The sequence below is a fragment of the Streptomyces sp. NPDC088706 genome (assembly GCF_044752765.1).
Classification (GTDB): Bacteria; Actinomycetota; Actinomycetes; order Streptomycetales; family Streptomycetaceae; genus Streptomyces.
In genome coordinates this window covers 659470-680624 of the sequence record NZ_JBIVLW010000003.1, presented here as the reverse complement: position 1 = coordinate 680624, position 21155 = coordinate 659470, and the positions used below count along the sequence as shown (strand labels likewise).

Annotated in this window: 13 protein-coding genes; 8 read left to right on the top strand and 5 right to left on the bottom strand. The window is 67.4% G+C overall.

Annotation, left to right across the window (positions count from 1 at the left end):
* Positions 1 to 175: 175 nt before the first annotated feature.
* From ACIQAK_RS12520 to ACIQAK_RS12490, 7 genes are all read left to right on the top strand, one after another.
* Positions 176 to 601: an ATP-binding protein gene (locus tag ACIQAK_RS12520; protein ID WP_366392691.1), complete on the top strand. Its 426-nt coding sequence runs from the start codon at positions 176 to 178 to the stop codon at positions 599 to 601.
* Entirely contained in the window at positions 598 to 1017 is a 420-nt protein-coding gene (locus tag ACIQAK_RS12515; RefSeq protein WP_366392662.1) for a DUF6415 family natural product biosynthesis protein, read from the top strand. The genes ACIQAK_RS12520 and ACIQAK_RS12515 overlap by 4 nt, the downstream gene beginning before the upstream one ends.
* Positions 1018 to 1240: 223 nt before the next feature.
* Positions 1241 to 2476 carry a methyltransferase, FxLD system gene (gene fxlM, locus ACIQAK_RS12510; RefSeq protein ID WP_366392663.1) on the top strand — a complete coding sequence of 412 codons (1236 nt, stop codon included), beginning with the start codon at positions 1241 to 1243 and terminating at the stop codon, positions 2474 to 2476.
* A gap of 55 nt (positions 2477 to 2531) precedes the next feature.
* A complete protein-coding gene (locus tag ACIQAK_RS12505; RefSeq protein WP_366392664.1) occupies positions 2532 to 2723 on the top strand; it encodes an FxLD family lanthipeptide in 192 nt (63 codons plus the stop codon).
* A gap of 86 nt (positions 2724 to 2809) precedes the next feature.
* The gene (locus tag ACIQAK_RS12500; protein ID WP_366392665.1) at positions 2810 to 5875 is read left to right on the top strand and encodes a lantibiotic dehydratase; all 3066 of its coding nucleotides are present in this window, start codon (positions 2810 to 2812) and stop codon (positions 5873 to 5875) included.
* Positions 5872 to 7104 carry a lanthionine synthetase C family protein gene (locus tag ACIQAK_RS12495; protein ID WP_366392666.1) on the top strand — a complete coding sequence of 411 codons (1233 nt, stop codon included), beginning with the start codon at positions 5872 to 5874 and terminating at the stop codon, positions 7102 to 7104. The genes ACIQAK_RS12500 and ACIQAK_RS12495 overlap by 4 nt, the downstream gene beginning before the upstream one ends.
* Positions 7086 to 8087, top strand: a complete 1002-nt coding sequence (locus ACIQAK_RS12490) for a thiopeptide-type bacteriocin biosynthesis protein (protein WP_401848006.1) — start codon at positions 7086 to 7088, stop codon at positions 8085 to 8087. Before ACIQAK_RS12495 ends, ACIQAK_RS12490 begins: the two co-directional genes overlap by 19 nt.
* 25 nt (positions 8088 to 8112) lie before the next feature.
* Here the strand turns inward: ACIQAK_RS12490 and ACIQAK_RS12485 are convergent, their stop codons facing one another.
* Genes ACIQAK_RS12485 through ACIQAK_RS12470 form a run of 4 tightly spaced genes read right to left on the bottom strand, consistent with a single transcriptional unit; the run spans position 8113 to position 17027 of the window.
* The gene (locus ACIQAK_RS12485) at positions 8113 to 10839 is read right to left on the bottom strand and encodes a pPIWI_RE module domain-containing protein (RefSeq protein WP_366392668.1); all 2727 of its coding nucleotides are present in this window, start codon (positions 10837 to 10839) and stop codon (positions 8113 to 8115) included.
* On the bottom strand, positions 10827 to 14390 hold the full coding sequence (locus tag ACIQAK_RS12480; RefSeq protein WP_366392669.1) for a hypothetical protein: 3564 nt from the start codon (positions 14388 to 14390) through the stop codon (positions 10827 to 10829). The genes ACIQAK_RS12485 and ACIQAK_RS12480 overlap by 13 nt, the downstream gene beginning before the upstream one ends.
* Positions 14383 to 15441 carry a hypothetical protein gene (locus ACIQAK_RS12475; RefSeq protein WP_366392670.1) on the bottom strand — a complete coding sequence of 353 codons (1059 nt, stop codon included), beginning with the start codon at positions 15439 to 15441 and terminating at the stop codon, positions 14383 to 14385. The genes ACIQAK_RS12480 and ACIQAK_RS12475 overlap by 8 nt, the downstream gene beginning before the upstream one ends.
* Complete coding sequence (locus ACIQAK_RS12470; RefSeq protein ID WP_366392671.1) at positions 15438 to 17027, bottom strand: PD-(D/E)XK nuclease family protein; 1590 nt, start codon at positions 17025 to 17027, stop codon at positions 15438 to 15440. The genes ACIQAK_RS12475 and ACIQAK_RS12470 overlap by 4 nt, the downstream gene beginning before the upstream one ends.
* A 74-nt stretch (positions 17028 to 17101) precedes the next feature.
* Here ACIQAK_RS12470 and ACIQAK_RS12465 point away from each other — a divergent pair, with 74 nt between their 5' ends.
* Positions 17102 to 17995, top strand: a complete 894-nt coding sequence (locus ACIQAK_RS12465) for a serine/threonine-protein kinase (protein ID WP_366392672.1) — start codon at positions 17102 to 17104, stop codon at positions 17993 to 17995.
* 33 nt (positions 17996 to 18028) lie between these two features.
* Here ACIQAK_RS12465 and ACIQAK_RS12460 read toward each other — a convergent pair whose 3' ends face one another.
* Complete coding sequence (locus tag ACIQAK_RS12460) at positions 18029 to 20743, bottom strand: tetratricopeptide repeat protein (RefSeq protein ID WP_366392673.1); 2715 nt, start codon at positions 20741 to 20743, stop codon at positions 18029 to 18031.
* Positions 20744 to 21155 lie beyond the last annotated feature (412 nt).

Below are 21155 nucleotides of genomic sequence, written 5' to 3'. Positions count from 1 at the left end.
CTTCCGGTTGGTGGACGTGCAGAATCCGGGACTCTTCCTGTTGCGCTGCGCTCGTCGCTCGTTGACTGGTCATCGGTCGCCAAGCCGGGTTCGGTGCGGCGGCACGGAGGAAAGCCCGGTCCTGCCTTGCTTGCCCGGACCGGGAACCCCAGCAGGAGGGAAAGACCTCGTGACCATGACCGTCGCTCAACCGAATGCGATCGGCTCCCCGGGTTACGCCGCAGAGGTGCCTTGCGTACGTGAGTCCGTGAGCCTCGCCCGCGCTTTCGTCTCCCAGGTGCTGGCGGTCTGGGGCATGGACGACGACGTGACCGGCTGGGGAAAGATCATCGTCACTGAACTGCTGGCCAACGCCGTCGAGCACACCGAGACCCCGGTGTCGCGAATCCACATCGAGCGTCCGAGCAACGGTGCCGTCCGCATCGGAGTCTCCGACCGCTCGCACGACGCTCCCCATCTGAAGACAGCCGACCTGAACGCTGAGAGCGGCAGGGGTCTGAGTCTGGTCGCGGCGATGAGTTCGCAGTGGGGCTACGACACGCACCCGTGGGGCAAGGTCACCTGGGCTGTGGTCGAGACTCCGGCGGGGAGAGAGCGGTGAGCACCGCAGTGGCTCCGAAACCTCCAGCCCAGGAGTGGACGCCACCACTCGACGCGGACGGTTTACGGCTCGTGCTGGAGCGGTTCCGGGCGTGGGAACCCCTCGACATCGAGGAGGTCTTCGACGATCTCGACACGGCGATCGGCAGTCAGCCGCCACCTGTTGCAACGGCTGTCGCCCTGTTCGGCCGCCTCCGCAGACACCTGAGACAGCTCAGCGACATCACGGTGGCTGACGACAGCTTCCCGCCCAGTGCCGAGATGACCCGACTTGTCGAGCGAGGAGTTCCTCTGTTGGAGGAGCCCACTCCGGCTGGCTATCGGCAGGTTGTCGGACTCGCCCGCCGTCTCGCCTTCGTGACCGCTGACCTGATCGAAGTGCTGATCGAGGCCCGCTACATCAAGGATGTCGAGTGACGCACGCCCCTTGCCACCCGCGAGCCACCCGGCGTGCTGGTCGCCACGAACCGGCCCGCCGGGCCGCCCTCCACGGGCGTGGTCCTCCCAACTCGCCTTCCAGCGCGGCCCCGTCGGTCAGCCGACGAGAACCGAGCGAGCTCTCCCCCCCCCCCGGTTTCCCCGGCCCATCCGCCACGCGACGCCGGCCTGCATCCCCCATACGTACGACTGAAGGAAGTCCATGACGAACACGACCGTCGAGCCCGACGAAGCGACCCGTCTCCGGAACAAGGTGGTGGACGAGTTGCGCGCGGGCGGCGGCATCTCCTCCCCGGAGATCGAAGCCGTCATGCGCAAGGTGCCTCGGCACGCGTTCCTTCCCGACACCCCGCTGGACAAGGCGTACGACACGTACGCGGCAGTGATCACCAAGACGGACGAGCACGGTGTGCAGCTCAGCTCCGTCTCCGCCCCGCAGATCCAGGCGATGATGCTGGAGCAGGCCCAGGTGAAGCCCGGCATGCGCGTGTTGGAGATCGGTTCGGGCGGGCTGAACGCCGCCTACCTCGCCGAGCTCGTGGGTGAGCACGGCGAGGTCGTCACCGTGGACATCGACCCCGTCGTCACCGAGCGGGCGCACCGGCTCCTGGACGAGCACGGCTACGACCGGGTGCGTGTCCACACCGCCGACGCCGCCGAGCCCATTCCGGGCCTCGGCGAGGTCGACGTCGTCATGGTGACCGCCGGAGCCTGGGACATCGCCCCGGCGTGGACCGCGCAGCTCAAGCAGGGGGGTCGACTTGTGGTGCCGCTGCGGATGCGTGGCCTGACCCGGTCGGTCGCCTTCACCCAGATCACGGGCGAACACGGCCCGTACCTGGAGAGCATGTCGGCGCTCATCTGCGGCTTCGTCCCGATGCAGGGCTCGACAGCCCACCGGGAAGAACTTCTTCTCGTCAACGGCACACCGGAGATCGGGCTGAAGTTCGATGACGGGCTACCGGCCGACCCACACCGACTGGACAACGTGGTCACGTTCCCGCGCCACGAGCTGTGGACAGGCGTCGTCATCGGCCTCTCGGAACTCATCGACACCCTCCAGATGGCCTTGGCCATCAGCCTGCCCGGCTTCTGCACGATGGCCGTCGACGAGGACATGGACACGGGCCTGGTCGCCCCCGTGAACAAGCGGTTCGCCCTCGCCGCCGTCGAGGACGACACCTTCGCCTACCTCGTCACCCGCCGCACCGAGGACAACAAGCACATCGAATACGGCGTGCACACCCTCGGCCCGAACGCGAAGCAGTTCGCCGACCAGGTCGCCGACGTGCTTCGCGACTGGGAGGCCAGCCGGCGCGGGGGCCCCAGCCCGGTCATCCGGGTCTATCCGGCCAACACCTCTGATGACCAGATCCCGGCCGACCGGGTCATCGACAAGGTGCACAGCCGGGTCTCGCTCTCCTGGCCCTCGGCGTAACGCCGGAAGCCAGGTTGTTCCACACCATCCGGACACCAAGAAGAAAGGCACGAACATGACGAGCCCCACTCTGGCCCCTCCCGCCCCGCTGGCGGGCCTGGACGACGACTTCGCACCCCTGGACGTGAAGGTCGTCATCGCCGAGCACGCGTACGGCAAGCTCATGTGCTCCACGGGCGACGGCTGCGGCACCACCTGCGCGACCGGCGCCTCCGCCTGCGGCTCCTTCACGGAGGACCCGGCCTGATCCAGGCCGTTCCCTGCCGGTGGGCCGAGCGAAGTGTTCCGCTCGGCCCACCGGCTCCTCACCCGCCCCGCCAGACGGAGGGCCCCATGGTTTCCCGAGCAGTCGCCGACTACCGATGGCAGGGCGCTGCCATGCTGCGCGCCACCACCAGCCCCGGGCCGGCGGACATCCCCCGTACCCTCGACCTGGACAACGTGGCCGTCACTCGCGGGTGGCTGAACCGCGTCTGGGAATGCGATGGCTTCCGCAACGCGCTGGAGCTGGCGACCCCCGTCCTGTCCGACGCTATCGAAGCAGTCGTCCAAGGCCGGCAGTCCGAGCCCCGTCACGTCCGCCGCACCGCGGTATCGACGGTCTCCTACCTCTTGCGGTGGCAACACCGGCCGACCCCGCTGGGCCTGTTCGCCGGCACCGCTCCGGTGACGGTCGGGCCCAGGGCAAGCGCGCGGTGGCGCGACAAGCACCGCGTGCTGATCCGGCCGGACTCCGAGTGGGTCACCGACATGGTCCTCCGACTCCAGCGCATCCCCGCGTTACTGGCGCGGCTCCCGCTCGTCGCCAACAACGCCGCCCGCACGCGGGGCGATCGGCTCGTGGCGCCGGGCCCGCCCTCCGACGGGCACGCCGTCCTGTTGGCCCCGGTCGAGGTATCCGTCCGTAATGCCAGGCCAGTGGCCGCCGCCATGGACGCCGCCCGCTCGCCCATCCCTTACGGCGCCTTGTACGACCACCTGCGCGACAGCTTCCCCCAGGCCACACCGGAGCAGATCGACGCGCTCCTCACCAGCCTGGTCGAGCAGCAGTTCCTCATCACCAGCCTGTGGGCACCCATGACCACCGTGGACCCCCTCCAGCACCTGTGCCACGAACTGGAACAGCACGACGCGGACAGCATCCCCGACGTGCGGGACCTGGTCCACGAGCTGTACGCGCTATGCGACGAGGTATCCGCCCACCAGCCGACGCTCTCCGACGCCAGCGTGAGCGCCATCGTCGCGCGGATGCGCGCCCTCACCACCGTCACGCCGACACCGTTGCTCATTGACACCGCCCTCGACTGCGAGACCCAGCTTCCGCAGGCCGTGATCGCGGAAGCGCAGGCAGCCGTGTCAGCTCTCTACCGGACCACCCCGCAGCCCTACGGCTATCAGCACTGGCGCGACTACCATCGCCGGTTCCGGGCCCGGTACGGCGTCGGCGCCCTGGTGCCGGTGATGGACCTGGTCGCCGACAGCGGCCTCGGGCTGCCCGCCGGATACGTCGGCTCCGAACGCGGAGCCTCCCTGAAGGTGCGCACCGACCGCGACGAGCTGCTGCTCTCGCTGATGCAGCAAGTCCTCCTCGACGGCCGCGACGAACTGCGGCTGACAGACGACATGGTCCACGCCCTGGAGAAGGCCGCCGGAACGGACGAGCGGCTGTTCGTGCCCCGAGTGGAGGCCGCCTTCGAGATCCACGCCTCCAGCACCCGGGCGCTGTCCAGCGGCACGTTCGACCTCCTTCTCACGGCGGCGCCCCGCCCCGGCAGCAGCATGGCGGGCCGGTTCGCCCACGTCCTGCCGCCCGAGCACCAAGACGCCCTCGCCACCAGCTATCGCGGGGCACCGGACCGCCTCACGGCGCAGCTCGTGTTCCCACCGCGTCGGCACCGCAACGAGAACATCACCCGCACATCGCGACTCCTGCCGCACATCATCGAGCTGTCCGGGCACCAGGAGCGCGACGAGACGACGATCCAGCTCGCCGACATCGCCGTCACCGCCGACCCGCGCAGTTTCCATCTCGTGCAGCTCTCCACCGGCCGGCGCATCGACGTGCGGGTGCTGCATGCCCTGCAAGGCGGAACTCAGACCCCGCCGCTGGCCCGGTTCCTGGCCGAGGTGGCCAGCGGGCGGTACGCCGCATACAAGCCGTTCGACTTCGGCGCCGGTTCTCGGCTCCCCTACCTCCCTCGGGTGCGCTACCGCCGCACCATCCTCACGCAGGCGCGATGGCTACTGATGGCGGAAGACCTGCCCGGCCGGAAAGCCCCGAGGCAGGAGTGGGCAGACGCCTTCACTGCGTGGCGGGACCGGCTGCGGGTCCCGATGCAGGTCGCCGTCATCGAGTACGACCAGCGCCTCCCGCTCGACCTGTCCCACCCGGTCCACCTCCGGGTCCTGCGCGCCCACCTCGACAACGCCCGGCGCGTGGAGCTGCGCGAGGTACCGGACGCAGACGCCCACGGCTGGATCGGACGGGCACACGAGATCTGGCTCTCGCTGGGCCGTTCCGAGCCGGACACCGCGTACGTGCCCCGGCCGCGCTCCACTACGTCGCCGGGCGCCCAGCGGCATCTGCCGGGCGGCGGCGACGTTCTTCACGCACAACTCCACGCCCATCCGCGCCGCTACGACGAGATCCTGAGCCACCAGCTCCCCCGCCTGCTCACCGCGTTCGGGGAGGAGCCGCCGACTTGGTGGTTCACCCGGCACCGGGAGATGGCCCGGCCGGACGCCGACCAGCACCTCGACCTCATCCTGCTCCTGTCGCCGGACTCGTACGAAGTCGGCGCACAGCACGTCCGCGCGTGGGCCGACAGCCTGCACACGATGGGGCTCGCGTCCGGACTCGCCCTGGCCCCGTACCAGGCGCAGACCGGACGCTTCGGCCACGGGCCGGCCATGGACGCCGCGCACCAGGTGTTCGCCGCGGACTCCGCCGCCGCCCTTGCGCAGATCCAGCTCGCCGAGCGCACCGATGCCTTCGCCCCACAGGCCCTCGCCGCCGCCAGCGCCCTGCACCTCGTCACTCCCCTGGCACCGAACGCTGCGGCGGCCGAAGAGTGGCTGGTGGGCAACCTCCCCCAGGGCACAGGACGGTTGGACCGGACCCTGCGCGGCCAGGTGCTCGAACTCACCAGGCCGAACGGTGCCTCTGCGCTCGCGTCCCTCGCCGGGGGCAGGCAGGTCGCCGAAGCGTGGCGAGCCCGCGCCTCCGCCGTGGACTTCTACCGGACCGCATTGGTCAGTGAACGTAATCCGCTCGACGTCGCCCGGTCGCTGCTGCACCAGCACCACGTCCGAGCTCTTGTCGTCGATCCGCGCACCGAGGAGACGACGATTCGACTCGTGCGAACAGCCGCCCTCCAGCACCGGATGGCGGACCGATGACCACGCTGGCAACCACCGCCGCAACAATCTTGGAGCAGTACACAGCTGATCTGGCTGAGCCTCCTCCCCCGCCCCCGGAGGAGCCCTGGGCGGTGCAGTCGCTCGCCGACGGCGCTGCCGGAATCAGCCTGCTACACATCGAGATCGCCAGCAGGTACGGCGGCTCCTGGCGTTCCGCCCACCGGTGGATCACGAGTGCGGCCTCCGGCCCCATCAGCGCGGCCGACCAGGCGGGCTTGTTCCTCGGCGCCCCGGCCGTCGGCTTCGTCCTCACCGCCGTTCCCCCGGCGTACCGGCATCTGTATGCCTCGGCGCGCACGACCCTGCACCAGCACATCACCGGCCTCGCCCACCGCCGCGTGGACGCCGCGCTCGCCCGCGTCGGCAGGGGAGACGTGCCGAGCTTCGCGGAGTACGACCTCTTCTACGGCCTCACCGGGATCGGCGCCTACCTCCTGCGCACCGAGCCCGAGGGCCCAGCCCTGGAGAGGATCTTGCAGTACCTCGTCGCCCTTACCCGGCCGCTCGCCGCTGACGGGCGCGGACTGCCCGGCTGGTGGGTCCGCCATGACCCGGCGCGCGGCGAGTCGCCCCACTTCCCGGGCGGGCACGGCAACTTCGGCGCGGCCCACGGCATCACAGGCCCGCTCCTCCTCCTGGCCCAGGCCATGCGCCGAGGCGTCACCGTCGATGGCCACCAGGACGCCATGTTCACCATCTGCGCCCACCTCGACGCCTGGTGTCAGCACGGCGATTCCGGCCCGTGGTGGCCAGAGCACATCTCCCGGCGCGACCTCGACCGCGGTCAGCCTCATCACGACGCCCCCGCCCGTCCGAGCTGGTGCTACGGCACAACAGGCATCGCACGGGCAGGGCAGCTCGCGGGGATCGCCCTGCGCTCACCCATGCTCCAGAAGTTCTACGAGGATGCCCTGTACCGGACATTGTCCGATCCCGCGCAACTCGCCCTGGTCACCGACAGCGGTCTCTGCCATGGATGGGCGGGCATCTACCAGACCGCTCACCGCGCAGCCGCAGACGCTCTCGACCCGCGGCTTCACGCCCTCCCGGAACGCTTTGGTGACGCCCTCGCCGCATCCGGTCGGCCCAGCTCCCTCTCGGATCCCGGCCTGATCAACGGCGCCGCCGGCACCGCACTCGCCCTCACCACGCTCGCCTCGCAGCAGGCGCCGAGCACTGGATGGGACACATGTCTCTTGATCAACTGATCCAGACAACCGAGCCGAGTCCGACGCAGCACGCCGTCCTCGCCGTCCTGAACGGCCTGCCGCTCGCCGACGCGGTGCAGCAGTACCGGATAGACCCTGTGGTCCTCTCCGACGCGGTCGCGGTCTACGACCAGGCCGGCCGAGAAGCCCTGGCCCGCCACGCAGCCATCACTGACTGGTGGCAGACGTACCTCCACTTCACCGACTGGCCGAACGCCGACACCACCTTCACCACGCACGTCCTGCCCATCCTGCGCAAGGCGGAAGCCGCCCGCGCGATCGACGGCTGGTGGTACACCAGAAAGCACCCCTGCTGGCGGCTGCGCCTCCTCCGGGTCCAGCCTGCGGGCGGCGCCAAGCTGACGATCGGGGACGGCTTCGACCGCCTCGTCTCCGACGGACACCTTCAGCGCTGGTGGCCCGGCATCTACGAACCGGAGACGCCGGCGTTCGGCGGGAAGGCCAGCATGACGGCCGCGCACGCCCTGTTCGTCACCGATAGCCGAGAGATCCAGCTGTTGCGCCAGCGCGACGATCTCACCGTCGGGCCCAGGGAACTGTCCGTCCTCCTATGCACGATCATGATGCGCGCCGCCCGACTGGAGTGGTACGAGCAGGGCGATGTCTGGGACCGCGTCATCACGACGGAACACCGCTCGGCCGTCAGCGACGTTCCGCCGGAACAGCTCGACGCCCGAGTCCAGGAGATCCGTCCTCTGCTTCTCGCCGACAGTGACGTCCTGCTGCGCCCCGGCGGCCCACTGGAACCTGTCGCCGAGTGGGTCGCCGCATTTCACAACGCCGGCCAAGCCCTCGCCGACGGCGTTCGAGACGGAACACTCGACCGCGGGCTGCGACAGGTGCTCAGCTACCACGTGATCTTTCACTGGAATCGACTCGGGCTATCAATGCGAGGGCAGAGCATTCTGGCTTGGGCAGCCAGAGCAGCGATTCTGTGCGGCAATGGGCACAAGGAGGGCTAGCACGGCACCTCCGACTCAGCAACGTCTATTCGTCGACCTGCTCGGTTGCCGGGGCTGGAGCCAGTGGTAGGAAGTACTCCTCGGCGAGTTTCGCCAGGTGCAGCGGGAGCGGCCGGGCAAGCGGGTGGTACTCGTCGTGGAAGCGCAGCTGGTGGACGGCTGCCGCAATTACTGCGGGTTGTTCTGGCTTCGCGCCGGGGCTTCCCCCCGCAGCCAGAGCTGCCTCCGACAGACATCCCAGCACGGTGAGTTCCAATGCCTGTGGATTCCAGGCCGTAGCCGCAGGGCCGTGGGGCCAGTCCTTGTCGGGTACCAGTTTGCGTAGGTCGCGCCGCACCGTGCCTGCCGTCGGCGGTTTACCGACGGTGCTGACGAACACACGGTTGTCCGGGCTCGCCTCGCGGGCGGCCCAGAGGCCAGCGGAGAACCCTGGCGGCTCCTCGTCGGTCTCGCCGGGCGCATACCACTCGGGCGTCTCGCCGCGACTGTTGGCGTCCCGAATCAACACCGCTCGCAAGCCGCCTCCATAGAGCGCGAGCCGCGTCAGCTGTTCCCCGTGCAAAGTCACCATGTCCCTGACCAGTTGTCCGTTGTTCAGGCCGGGCCATACCCCGCGTAGGTTGCCGCTGTTTACCAGGAGCAGGGTCGGTCGATCGCGTACTTGGTAGAGCAGTGACCTGACCTGGCGCTCGACCTCGTCACGCCGCTCATCCTGGGTGGAGAAGGCCCGGGCTGATCGGGTCTGCGTCGGGTGGTCCGACGTGAACTCGTCAGCAGCGAGGGCAAGCAATAGTTGGGCGTATGGGAGCCACTTTTTGCGGGTGTCGTCCCAGCCACACACCGGATGTACAGGATCGCGTGGCCGGATGCGGAGAGCAACCAAGCGCTGTCCCGCCTGTCGGGTCGGACCGTCTGCCTGGCACCGGACGTACCAGAGCGCCAGGTACTGAAGGCCATCCGCCAGCTTGTCGTCCAGCCGCTGGTCCGGCGGGACCACAGCACCGAGTTGGCGCATCCCGTCGGCTATGGCGGACTTGGCGCGATGGGCCACGGCCCCGTCAGAGTCTTCCGGAACCACGATGAACTGGCTGACTCGACGGGCCACGGCGCAACCGAGCCGGAGTGCAGACTTGGGATCGGAGTCCCGGACTGGGAAGCGCTCGGGACCGAGCGTCTCCACGATCACCAGCCCTTCCGAGGCCGATGGGGGGACGAAGTGGCCAGCCGTCCGTGCAGCGCGCTCCCGTACGGCCTGAGCGAGCGCCTGCGCTCGTTTGTGGCCGGACTTCCGGATGACCTCGAGTGGGGCGCCCAGGGTCCCGAGCGGACGGGTACGCAACCTGACTCGCAGCTCGCCGTCCTGCCAGTCGTGTTCGCCATCCACTCCGCAGGATCCGGCAGAGAGGCCCAGCCACTCGCGAAGCGCCGCGACCAAAGCGTCCCGGGTCTCCTCGGTCTGCCAGAGTACGTCCACCAACAGCGGCCGCCCGTCGAGGGTCGCGCGCACCGCGTCCCGGCGGGCTTGGATTCGGTTCCGGGTCCGCTTCTCCTGCTCCGCCTGGTCTTTCGTCGCGGAGGTGGGCAGCAGGACGGGCTTGGACTTCCGGTGCACGCGTTCAAGCTCAGGTACCCGGCGCAGGAAGGGGCCGATGCCTTCCTCGACCCAGTGGTCGAGCAGCGAGCGTTCCAACGGCATGAGCCCGGCGCCGACACCATGCCGCCCCATCGCGGTGCTGTGCAGGATGCCGGCCGCAACCCCGTTCTGTCCTTCGATCCACCCGACCGGTTCGGCAACCAGATCAGACGGCTTGGGGTAGGCGCGCGTCACGTCCAGTTCGGGCAGCAGGCCGACCAGACTCTGCCGACTCCAGGCGAGCATCCCGAGGCTGCGGTCGTAGGCAAGGGAATTGGCTGTGAGCCGTCGGCGCGGGCCGTGGACACCTGGCCACGGCAGCGGCGCGTCGAGCAGTACGGTCGCACCATGCCCTTCCGGCAGCCATACGGGCGATCCTGTGGCCCAGCGACGGATCCCGTATGAGACATGCACGCGGAACCGTGGGGCGAAGGGCACCGTCTGAACGGTGACGGTCACCAGTCCTGAGTAGAACCATGTGCGTTTTCCCTTCGCGTACGACCGTGGTGGCCAGCTGACCAGCTCAACTCCTTGGTCGCGGGTGACCAGCCGGAAGGACAGGTCGACGCCGTTGAGGCGAAGTGGGGAGGAGGCAAGCCTGGCACCGATCCGCTCGGGTAGCAGTTGATAGAGCCTGCGGTCGGGTTGGGCGGTGCCGCCCGGAGAGTGATCCGCAGCCGTGAGGTCCACCGACTCAGTGCGCCACTGCGGGGTGTGGTCGTCGATCAGTGCAAGGGTCCGGTCGAGGGCTGCCCGGTGGTCGGCCATGCGCTCAGGGTCGGGATCGGTGCCGGGCGGCAGGGTCATCACCCAGGAGGCCAGCAGCGGAGAGATCAGCTCCGCGGGCATCTCCTCGGACGCATAGAACCACGGGACCTCGGCGTTGCTGCCGGCCCCCCTGCCCGTGGCCACCAGGCCCGGAGCGGTGGCTCGGAGTAGGTCGTTGAGCTTGCTGATCGGCAAGGCCGTCGGCTGTTCCCGGCGGCGCCATCGCCGTCGGTAGAGGTCCATGAACTCGGCCCGCCACTCCTCGGGGAAGCTGATGACCCGGTACTGCTCAGCCCAGGGTTCCCTGTCCACATCCGGTTCATAGGCTGTGGTACTGATCAGGTGATACACGCGGTGTTCCTTTCATTGGGGGATGGATTGAGGCAGCGGTCGAGGGCTGTCCACATCGGGCGGTAGAGCGCCCGGACGATGTGACGATCGTCGGCAGGCACGTCGGCCCCGGGGGTGAAGTAGGGCTCAAGGACGGAGTGGATGCTGTGCAGGAGGCTGCTCTTGGGAGTGTCCGGTTCCTGGGACGCCCCTCCAACGGCCAGATGAGGGGAGAATGCGGCGTCGACAAAGGCGACCCTGGTAGGCACCGCACCACGCACGGAACGGCCGATCACCTGCCAGATCAGTACGAGCAGGTCCCAGGTGATCGCTTCCCGGTCATCTCCGAGGGAACTCCATGCCATGCTCCGGGCGAGCACCCGGTACCACTGAGATCGAGCGAGATCCCTGACCTTGCGGGCACCGAGACCGAGGCTGGGCTCGCTTCGTACCCATTCGTCGAACGCCCCGCCCCTCATGGCCCGCACAATCCAGTCGTTGATCGCGTGTACCGCGAGGCCGAGGTCGTCGGGGCGCGGGTTGGGTCGGGCGAGGAAGTAGATCGACCCGATCGCGGCGTGCTCGCGGTCTAGGTCGAGGATGTTGTGTCCGCGCTCGACAGCTAGTAGCGGCGCCACCAGGATCTCGGCGCGGGTACTGGCCAGCGTCTCGACGTCGCCACGGCGCAGGATGGGCGCGTGGTGCTCGTCGCCCTCCCCCAAGACGCCGGCCTCGGGATCGTCGTCCGACACCAGCCGGCGGACCCTGTCCTTCCACCGCCTATTGAGGGTGTGCAGGGTGTCCGCCACGACTTTGGATTCCTCATAGCTGCCGACGAGCAGCAGGATGTGGCGGCGGCTCTCCGGAAGGCGCTGTAACTCCTCCCGGAGACGGCTGATTCCGGCGTCTTCGTCGCCGAGGGCGACGGCCATCCGGCGCAGAATCTCCTGCCGTTGATCGAGTGGCTCGCCGGAGAGTCGCTGCGCCCCGTACTGTCCATCGCAGGTGCAGCCCGCGCGGCATCCGCAGCCGCTGCGGATGAACTCGAAGCGGAACTCACTCTGTTCGGCGATCCGGTCCAGGTCCTCCGGGCCTGGCTCGATGATCACGCCTATGTCCACCGGAATGTGATAGCGGCTGGACTTGCCTGCCCAACTGCTACCCGACATCAACAGGACGTTGGTACCGGGGCGACCATCCACCGTCGGCAGGTCGGGCATCTCCCGAAGTAGTTCCCGGCCGACCCCGCTGCACCGGAAGAACCTCAGTTCCCCGGTGCGCACTCCACCGTGATCCGGGCTGTCCATCAGGAACTGGAAGCCGATCACATTGCCCATCGGTGCCTCGGGCACCATGGGTCCGTAGTCGAGCGGCCTGCGGTACATCTCGTTGAAACCCAGGTTGAGCGCTGACGCGACACGCGGCCACATGGCGTTGATCAGGGCAAGCCTGGGCTCCAGGGCGCTGAGGAGCATGGTGAACTCGAAGCGGGTCACGAGCAGCTTGAGCCAGTCATCAGAGTTCTCCGGAAGGGGTTCCTTCTTCAGCCGCCTGGCCATCTTGCGGCTCTTTCCAGGAGGCTGCGGCGGCCGGGGCCGCTCGGCGGCCGCGAGGTGGCGCAGCTCCTCGTACTGCTCAGAGGCTTCGGCCGTGGGCTCCAGCAGCGGATCCAGGGCGAAAAGGCGGCATACCATCCCCTCCAGCCGCTCGCGGGTTGTTTCGCGCCGGTTGGTGTGCAGGAGTTCGCCCAGCAAGGCGGTGAGTTCCACGCCATCCTCGGTGTATCGCTGCCGGTCGCCGAACGGATTCTCCCGGAAGGCGTCGAGGATCTCGGTGAGTCGAAGCCGCGGAGCCCGGTGCCGATGTCCGACCGCGGGTCCCAATGCCTCGGCCGGAGTCCCCTCACGATCTTCCGGGAGCGGATACCGCTCCTCCATTAGGCGGAGTTGGAGCGTCCACGCGCTGAAGTACCCAGTTCTGACCCAGTTCCGCAGTTCCACATCGCGGACGAGCATGGCCACCAGGCGGTCGGCGGCGGTCTGCGTGGTGTTGACGGCCGCCGACCAGTTCTCCACGTCACGGTCGGACAACTGGATCCCGCCGGCACCGGCCAACTCACGGATACGGTGCTGGTTGACATCGTGCAGGAAGGACCGTGTGTCGGAGCCACCGCCGATCAGCGGGATGGCCGGCGCGAACATCCGGTCCAACTGCATCTGGACCCGGTCCGCCTCATCGATGATCACCAGGTCACTGCGCCGACAGGCGAGTTCGAGGTACCGGACGCGTTCCGGGTTCTGCGGGTGCGGCACCTTGGAATCCACCAGGCTGGACGGTGTGGCAACCCATAGGGCCGCGCCGACCAGCTCTCGGGCTCCGTGGTGGCGGGGACAGGCGGACCAGAAAGGACAGGCCAACTGCCGCCGTTCCCAGAGGTCACCGGCGGGATCGCGGCGGCTGGGCTTCTGCAATCGGGCGCAAGGCGCCTCGCCGAATCCCAGCAGATCGTCGGCGAGCTGCCCCTCTGCGTATCGGAGTGCATTCAGAGCGCAGGTCGTGCTCAGGTACGCGAACGCCGGATCGTCGTGCGCGAGCAGGTTGCGTCTGCCACGGCCAGCCAACCGCCGGTGCAGTCGCTCGGCGTGCCGCTGGCGGCCCGAAGCACCAAGAACCGGCGCGGCAGATCGGGGCACGTATGTGTTGTACCTCTCCACCACCTTGAGCTGTTCCGCGACGTCCCCGACGACGATGGTCGCCCGCATGCCCTGCTGGGCCATGTGCACCGCCAGCACGTCTCGCAGGGTGCTCTTACCGGCGCCGACGATGCCCAGCAGGTGCTGGATCCGTCGCACCTCAAAGCGGTCCGCGCACCGGAACTCGTCCGCTTGGCGGGTGAAGAGGTGGACCGCCCCAAGCCGCCCTGCCCAGTTCTCGGACTTCACGGAATCCATGAACGCCGCTGTCTCCAGCAGGTCGCCCCACAGGAAGGACAGTGGCTTACCGCCGTTCGCCGGCAGTGTCGCGAAATCATGTTCGACCGGTGAGAGAAGGGCTGACTCGGGCAGCTGAACGGTGGCCTGATGCCGTCCAATCGGGAAGGTGTGCCGCCCGGCCGCCGCGATCACCATGGGCCGTCCGGCGAAAGCAGGTGCCTCGCGCAGCAGCCGTTCATAGGCGTCCCAGCGGTCCGGCGCCACCGATAGCGAACGCCGACGGACGGCTGGAAGACTCAGGTCGGCGACCTCATAGCCTCTGAGCTGCCTGTCGAGCAGTTGGTAATCCTGGAGTGCCTCGGTCCACGCCCTACGCCGACCCCAGGTCCACACCGTGTGCCGGGCTGTGCGGATAGTCCGCTCGCCAACAGCATCGACGGCTCGCCAAGCCCGTGCGAACGGGTACCCGCTGAACAGTGTCCAGGCGTCTTCTGCCGGCGCTTCTGCCGCGAATGTCTCTTGGAGGAGGAGCCCCACCTCGATCTCGCACAAGGAGACGAGCCGGGCAGTCTTCATCTTCGGGGCGGCATCCGACAGTGGAACGACCACCTCGCGCAGGGACTGGGAAGTACTACGCACGGTTCCCCCTCGATCGATGGGCTGGTCCCGGTGTTGTGAAATCGCTCGCGGCCACAAGGCGCACCTGAGCTCCCACCGGTAGGGCAAGGTTGAAGCGTCGGCGACATCCGGGGCGCCCTGCCATGGCGTCCGGCATCACGATGTCCAGGGGTCCGTCGAGCAGCGTGGCGACCTCCGCCGCCCGCAGAGCGGCCAGGCCCGGCTGTTCTCGGTCATAAACCTGGAAGACCCGGAGAGTTCCGTCCGGGCTGGTGACGCGATGGACGCCCAGCCCCAGTGGGAGCAGCTGGACCTGCTCTGTGAGCCGGGAGCGGACTGTCTGCTCGGTGCGCCCGGGAAGTGCCAGGAAAAGCCGGAGCGCGAAGGGAAGAGCAAGGGCCGACTGGGCATCCTGGGACGTTTCGAGTTCACGGTCTCCGGATGAACAGCCACCCTCACACCAAGGGCGCCCGGCCGTGCCGTACTTGGCGAGCAGCCCACAATCGCGACAGCAGTGCACCAGCCCGGCGTCCGAGAAGCGGTCGGGCACAGGACCGTAGAGTCCCTTGACCAGATTCCAGACCTGAGCCACGGCCGGCTGCATCAGCTGCATCGGATCAGGACGGAGCATGACCGGCCGGTCGATGAGGAAGTCTCGGCACACCGCGAATCGCTCCACAGTGCCGCAGGCAGCGGCGAGTTCGGCGAGCAGTGTTTCGGCCTCCCGCTCCGGCACACCGTACGGGCCGAGGGAGGCCAGCTCGACGCAGGTCCGCGTAGGCTCACCCGCCTCGGGGTGAATCAGGCGGGTGCCAACGGTCAGGAATTCGTCCGGTAACCCTGGCACCCATTCTTCCGGCCCTCGTTCTCGACACCAACGCATCAGGTCCGGTACTCCGGCGGGAATCGGATGGCTGCGGGTCATTCCCGACAACACCATTTGATCCAAGACAAGTTGAACTCCTGGTGGGTAAGGGAGCCGGAGTGCCGCGGACCGGTTGATCGAGGTCAGTTCGAGCACGCCACGGGCCACTGCGGCCAGCAGAGCAATGGCCTGTCTGTCCTCGGTCACTGGCCCTCCTCTGAGCCCACTTGCTGCGACTGCCGCACCGAGCACCACCTCGCCACCTCGCAGTGGGCACACTCCGGGCCGGGCACTGCCTCGAACAGCGTCTCCGTATGCCAGCCTTCGACCTGTTCACGCAGCACCGCTTCGGCGACGGCAAGGGTCGCGGGTGCGAAGGGATCGATGGTGCGCAGATCGGCTCCGGCGGGGCGCAGCAGCTCCAGTTCGACCCGCCCCCGGGCCTGCGGGCCGGAAAGTACGCCGCTGCCAATGATCTTCACGGCCAGGGCCAGCTGAGGGTAGGCAGCCATGAGGTCGCGGCGAGGCCGGTCACTGGCAGAAGTTTTAGTCTCCCGCCAGACCCATGAACCCTCGCTTCTGTAGAGCAGGTCGGGTTCCGCCAGGACGAGCAGGTCGGCTGCGGTGTCGTCGAAGGCCATCCTGGGCTCGATCCGGATCTCCGACTTCGGTTCGGCCGTGTGCAGCGGGCAGACCTCAGCATGGTGCCGCAGCAGATCGGCACCAAGCTGCCGCTCCTCATCGGGGAGCCGGTACCCCTCGGGCACCCAGTCCGTCGGGATCTCAGCTGTGCAGGGCGTGCGCGACTGCCGGTCGTGCCGCTCGGCGAGGAAGGCGTGCAACGCCCGCCCACGCTCGGCAGCGGCGCCCCGCTCCACGGTGTCATCAGCCGGGAGCCGCAGACCGCGCAGGTAGCCGCGGGCCGGGCAACTCTGGTGGCCACGCCCGGTGGTCGAGGACCAACTGCGCCGCGGCTGACTTCGGTCGGCCGTCCCCAATAAGCCCGCGGTCTTCGGAAGCGTCGGGCACACTGGCGCGATAGCACACGAGACGCAGGCGGTACCAGGGCGGTATTCCTGGCTGCCGAGCAGAGCGCGGACAGCGGGCGCCCCGTCCTTCCGGTACAAGGTCAGTGCCTCGGCCCGGCTGCCTTCGAAGATCGGAGCCGTGTGACCGTCGGACAGGGCGAACTGAACGACCCTGACTTCTTCCAGTCGTGGATCAGGGTTCCCTTCGGCCGCGACAAGGGCGGCTATCGCGCGCTCTGTGTCGCTGCGCGTACGGAGGCGCTTGACCACCGGCAGGCGCAGCTCTCGCCGGCGACCGTCAGGGGATTCCAAGCAGCGACCCCAAGCCGTGATCCGGTATTCCACGGCGGCCTGACCGCCGCCGGCCGCTCGCTGATGCTTGTAGACCCAGGGGCTGGGAGCGAGGCGTAGGGCCGAATTCGGTTCCGATTCGGTGGGAAAAGCCTTCCGGTACATCAGTAGCGCATGCTCGGTCCATTGGCGCACCCCATCGTGCAGCGGACGCTGTCGACCTCCGCTCGGCGGGTTCGACAACGATTCGTCCGCTGGCCGATCGAGCTCGTCGGCCGCAGCCATGAACGGGCCGTTGGAAAACGGATCCAGCACCTCAGGTTTCCAGGCGGGCCGTACGCGAGGCCGCATCCCGCGTGCCTTCAGCACGTCGGACGCCGGGCACCGGTACCGCTCCGGGCCGAACATGCTTAGCCGCAGGGTGACGGTGGTGGATCCCCCGATCAGTCCGTCGGGTGGCCAGGTCTCTGTCATAATCCTCTCGTTTCTCTAGGCCCCGGAACAGGTTGTCGAACCTGTTGGGTGATCCTCTTCTGACTACGGAGCGAATGAAGTGCTTCCCGGGACTTCTCGATGGGCGTTACCGGGTGCTACGGAAGCTCGGCCACGGCGGCGAGGGTGAGCTATTCGTCGCCCGGGACGAGTTGGACCGTTGCGAAGTGGCGGTCAAAGCTCAATTCCCCCGCACCTTCGAATCAACGAAGACCTATGCCTCTGCCGCCTTCGCTTTGGAAGACGAGCTTGAACGGCTCACATTCATGCGGCATGTACCAGGAATTCCTGAGGTACTGGGAGACGGTTATTATGGGCGGCACCGGGGCCGGTACATTGTGATGGAACTGGTCCAAGGCGATACGATTGCGTCCTGGATCAGCGACCACCATCCAGTTCCAGCGGCTGCGGCGGTCTCAGTTGTCGCGCAGCTCTGCGATATTCTGCACGGCGTACATAAGGAGGGCTACGTACATCGGGATGTCTCCGCGAAGAATGCCATGATGCAGCCAAATGGAAAGGTCAGACTGCTAGACGTAGGTATTTCCGGGCCGATCGGGGAAATCAACTCAGATCCTCGCGGCACTCCGGGTTATGCGCCTCCGGAGCAGTACGACAATAAAGCACTACTGACTCCGCAGGTCGATGTCTTCTCCCTCGGCACCATGCTGTTCGCCATGGTCGGCGCCGAGTTGCCTTACAGCGGCCTGGAAGGCCCACCAGATGCCACCACCCCAGCCTTCCCGAACGGGTTCCGTGCCCATATGTCCAATACGCTTCAGAGCCTCGCGCTCGCCATGGTCTCCATCGACCCGGGTGAACGCCCGGATCTGGCTGCGCTCCGGAACTACCTGCGGCCAATGCTGCCCACCCCCCGCTGCCCCGCCTCCCCGAAGGCCACCCGGCCGGACCCGACCACCCCTTACCGGCTTGGCTTGTCGTTGCCGTAACCGGGACGGAGCCAGCACGCTGTCGAAGGGCTGTCACGGGAGGCACCTCATACGCTCGACAGCCGCGTCCAGGTCGCTCTCACCCAGTTCTCGTAATAGTGCCTGGGCTTGCTGAATCGCCTCCTCGGCTTCCAGAGGCCGACCGGCTCCGCGGAGGGCGGCCGCAATCCAGACCAGCGTCCGGGCCTCTCTACTGCCGTAGGTCAAGGAGCGGTACAGATTACGAGCGCGCTCGAAGTCGGCAATGGCGGCCTCGTGATCTCTCAATACGAGCCGAACTCGGCCCATGCTGAACAGCAGATGCGCCAGGCCGTTGAGATCGTCCGTTCCTTCCAACAGCGTCAGCGAACGCCGGCAGTACTCCAGAGCCGCGTCGTAATGACCGAGGTCGTAGCGGGCACTTCCGATGCCGTTCAGCGCGGCTCCTTGGCCGAGGAGGTCACTAAGTTGCTCGAAGGCGGACAGAGCAGCGATGAAATGCTCCAACGCTTCACCCGCGGCTCCGCTCTCACGGAGTAGAACGCCCAGGATGTGCCTCCCGAGGGCAGCGCCTAGGACATCCCCGTCGTCCTCGCTCACTCGCACTGCGCGTCGTAGTTCACCCGTGGCACGCGGAAGGTCCGCGAGGCTCCGGTAGGTGCCGGCAAGCATCCGGTGCACCATGGCCACGTCGGCCGGACCGGCCTCCCGACCCGCGGCCTCAAGCGCACTGTTCAGGTACTTGAGCGCGTCCAGGTGGCGCCCGGATCTCCATTGGAAAGTCACCAGGACCATCGGGAGCAGCCACGTGTAGCGGTCGAGCCCACGCTTCTCCGCCAGACCGACGGCAGCCGTGAGGGTTGAGTACTCGGCCTCGAACCAGGACATCGCGTCCGCCGCATGGGTCGGTGTAACCACCTCGACATCGGGGGCTTCGCCGATGGGCAGTCGCCGGGCCGGATCCAGCCTCCGGTCGCACGCCCAGGCGTTGTGCAACAGGAAGCGGAGCACCCGCTCCACAACCCGCTCTCGCTCGTCTTCGTCCTGCCGGTCCGACAGTTCAGCGGTGTAAACGCGGACGAGATCATGCAGGGAGTAGCGCTCGAATACCGGCTCAGTCACCAGGCTCATCCGCATCAGCTCGTCGACTGCGTCGCTGACGCTGTCGATACCGTGAGTTTCGAGTGCGCGCAGTGCCACCCAGCTGATCGTCGGCCCCGGATGGACCGTCAACTGCCAGAGGAGGTTCGCCGCCGGTATCGGCAGCAACTTGTAGGAAGTTTCCAGCTGCAGGCGGACGCTCAGGCTCTCCGAGCCCAGGTCGAGAGAACGCAGCCGGGTTCTCTCCTGCCGCAGTTGGCGAACCATGCCTGCCAGCGCCTGGGACGGGCGTTCTTTGATCCGCGCGGCCATGATCCCCAGCGCCAAGGGCAAGCCTCCACAGTGTTCAACCAAGTCGTCAACGAAGGGGGCGGCCGCACCCATCCGATCCTCGCCCAACCGGATTCGCAGCAGCTCAACGGCATCGTGCGAGTTCAGCGGAGCGAGGTCGACAAGCTCGGCACCCTCACGAATCGCCAGCCCGTGCAACTGACGACGGCTCGTAACGATCGCCGCGCTTGCCCCCGGGCCAGGAAGCAACGGGCGGACATGGTCCTCGTCGCGCGCATTGTCCAGGACCAGCAGCAGCGAGCGATCTGCGAGAGCAGTTCGGTAAGCGGAGACCATGCCGTCCATCGTCGGAGTCGCTGGACGTACTCCGAGATCGTTCAGGAACCTGGCCAGGACAGCGCCGTGCCGTTCCGGTTCACCTGACGAAAAGCCACCGAGGTCGACGTAGAGAATTCCGTCCGAGAAGCTCCGTTCGGCCAGGGCGGCCGCCTCTATGGCGACGAAGGTTTTTCCTACACCAGGCATGCCTGTGAGCGCCGCGACTCGGCTCCTGCCAGGTGTCCGGCCGGCAAGGGTCTCCGCTATCCGGTCGAGCTGAGCTTGTCTGCTGACCAAACCGATGGGTGGGGAGGGCAGCTGCCTGGGGATCTGGCGGACTCGGACAGGTTCGGCACTGTCAGCGGTAGGAGCAGAAGTGTCCGTCTCTCCTGCCAGCAACAGGTGCATGGTGGGCCGAGCGAACTGACGCCCCCAGCGAGCAAGCAACGGCTCGATTCGTTCCGACCTGCCGAGAGCGCGCAGGGCACGCATCTGCGCTTCCAACAACGTCTCGTCGTCCGGCCAATGGGCCATCGCCGAGTCAGCCCGCTGCAACGCGGCGTGCGCTTCCCCGCACTCGAGCTCGGTCAGTGCACAGGCAATTGTCACGTTCCGTAATTCGGTGGTGAGTTCGATTCTCTTCCGAGAGAAGCCCGCGCCAGCCATTCCCTCCAGAGCCGTTCCCCGCCACTCGCCGAGTGCGGACCGGAGCGCGCTGAGCCGGCGCCGGGGATCATCGGCGACGTTCGCGAGGCGCTGGAAGGTTTGGAAGCGCAAGTAGTCGACACTCTGTGGGTCCACGTGGATCCGACAGAATCCCCGATCGTTCGGCTGGACAATGCCCGGGATTTCCATCCGTAACTGATGAGAATATTGGCGAATTCGATTCGCGTTCGACTCCTCGCCCGGCCATAAGAAGTTGGCGATAGTGGCGTGCGAGGCACGATGCCCAGGCGCCATTAGCAGAACAGCGAGAAGTTCGAGGGTCTTCGTCGGCTTCATCGGGACCGACTGTTCATTTGCCACAGCAAGCACCGGGCCCAGGACGCGAAATTCCATGATCATCACCTCTAGTCGCATGCGGCCTCGCACCGCGTTGGCTTTACCGGCAGGCACTGGAGAAGCATGGCATGGCGAGCGGGGCACCCATTAACGTTCGCCTAACGAAAGCAGTTTTGAACTTCCTATGCTGATCTGCAACGCTTCGAACATCCCACCCCGACCGCTCCAGCGGATCATCGGAGAAGGGCATACGGATGCCCCGCCATGGCGAAGGGGGCACACCACGCCACAGAGACCGAAGGTACGAATTCGGATCGTGGGAAACAGGCCACTTGAACAGGGAGAGATTCATGAAACCCGTACAACGTAAGAACCTTCGGCGTGATGCAAGCCGACCGGCACGGTACCGACGGCCCAAGGCCACGGTGCCCCCCAGGCGTCGGCGTAGGCCCCGCCCGCCCGCGCCGCA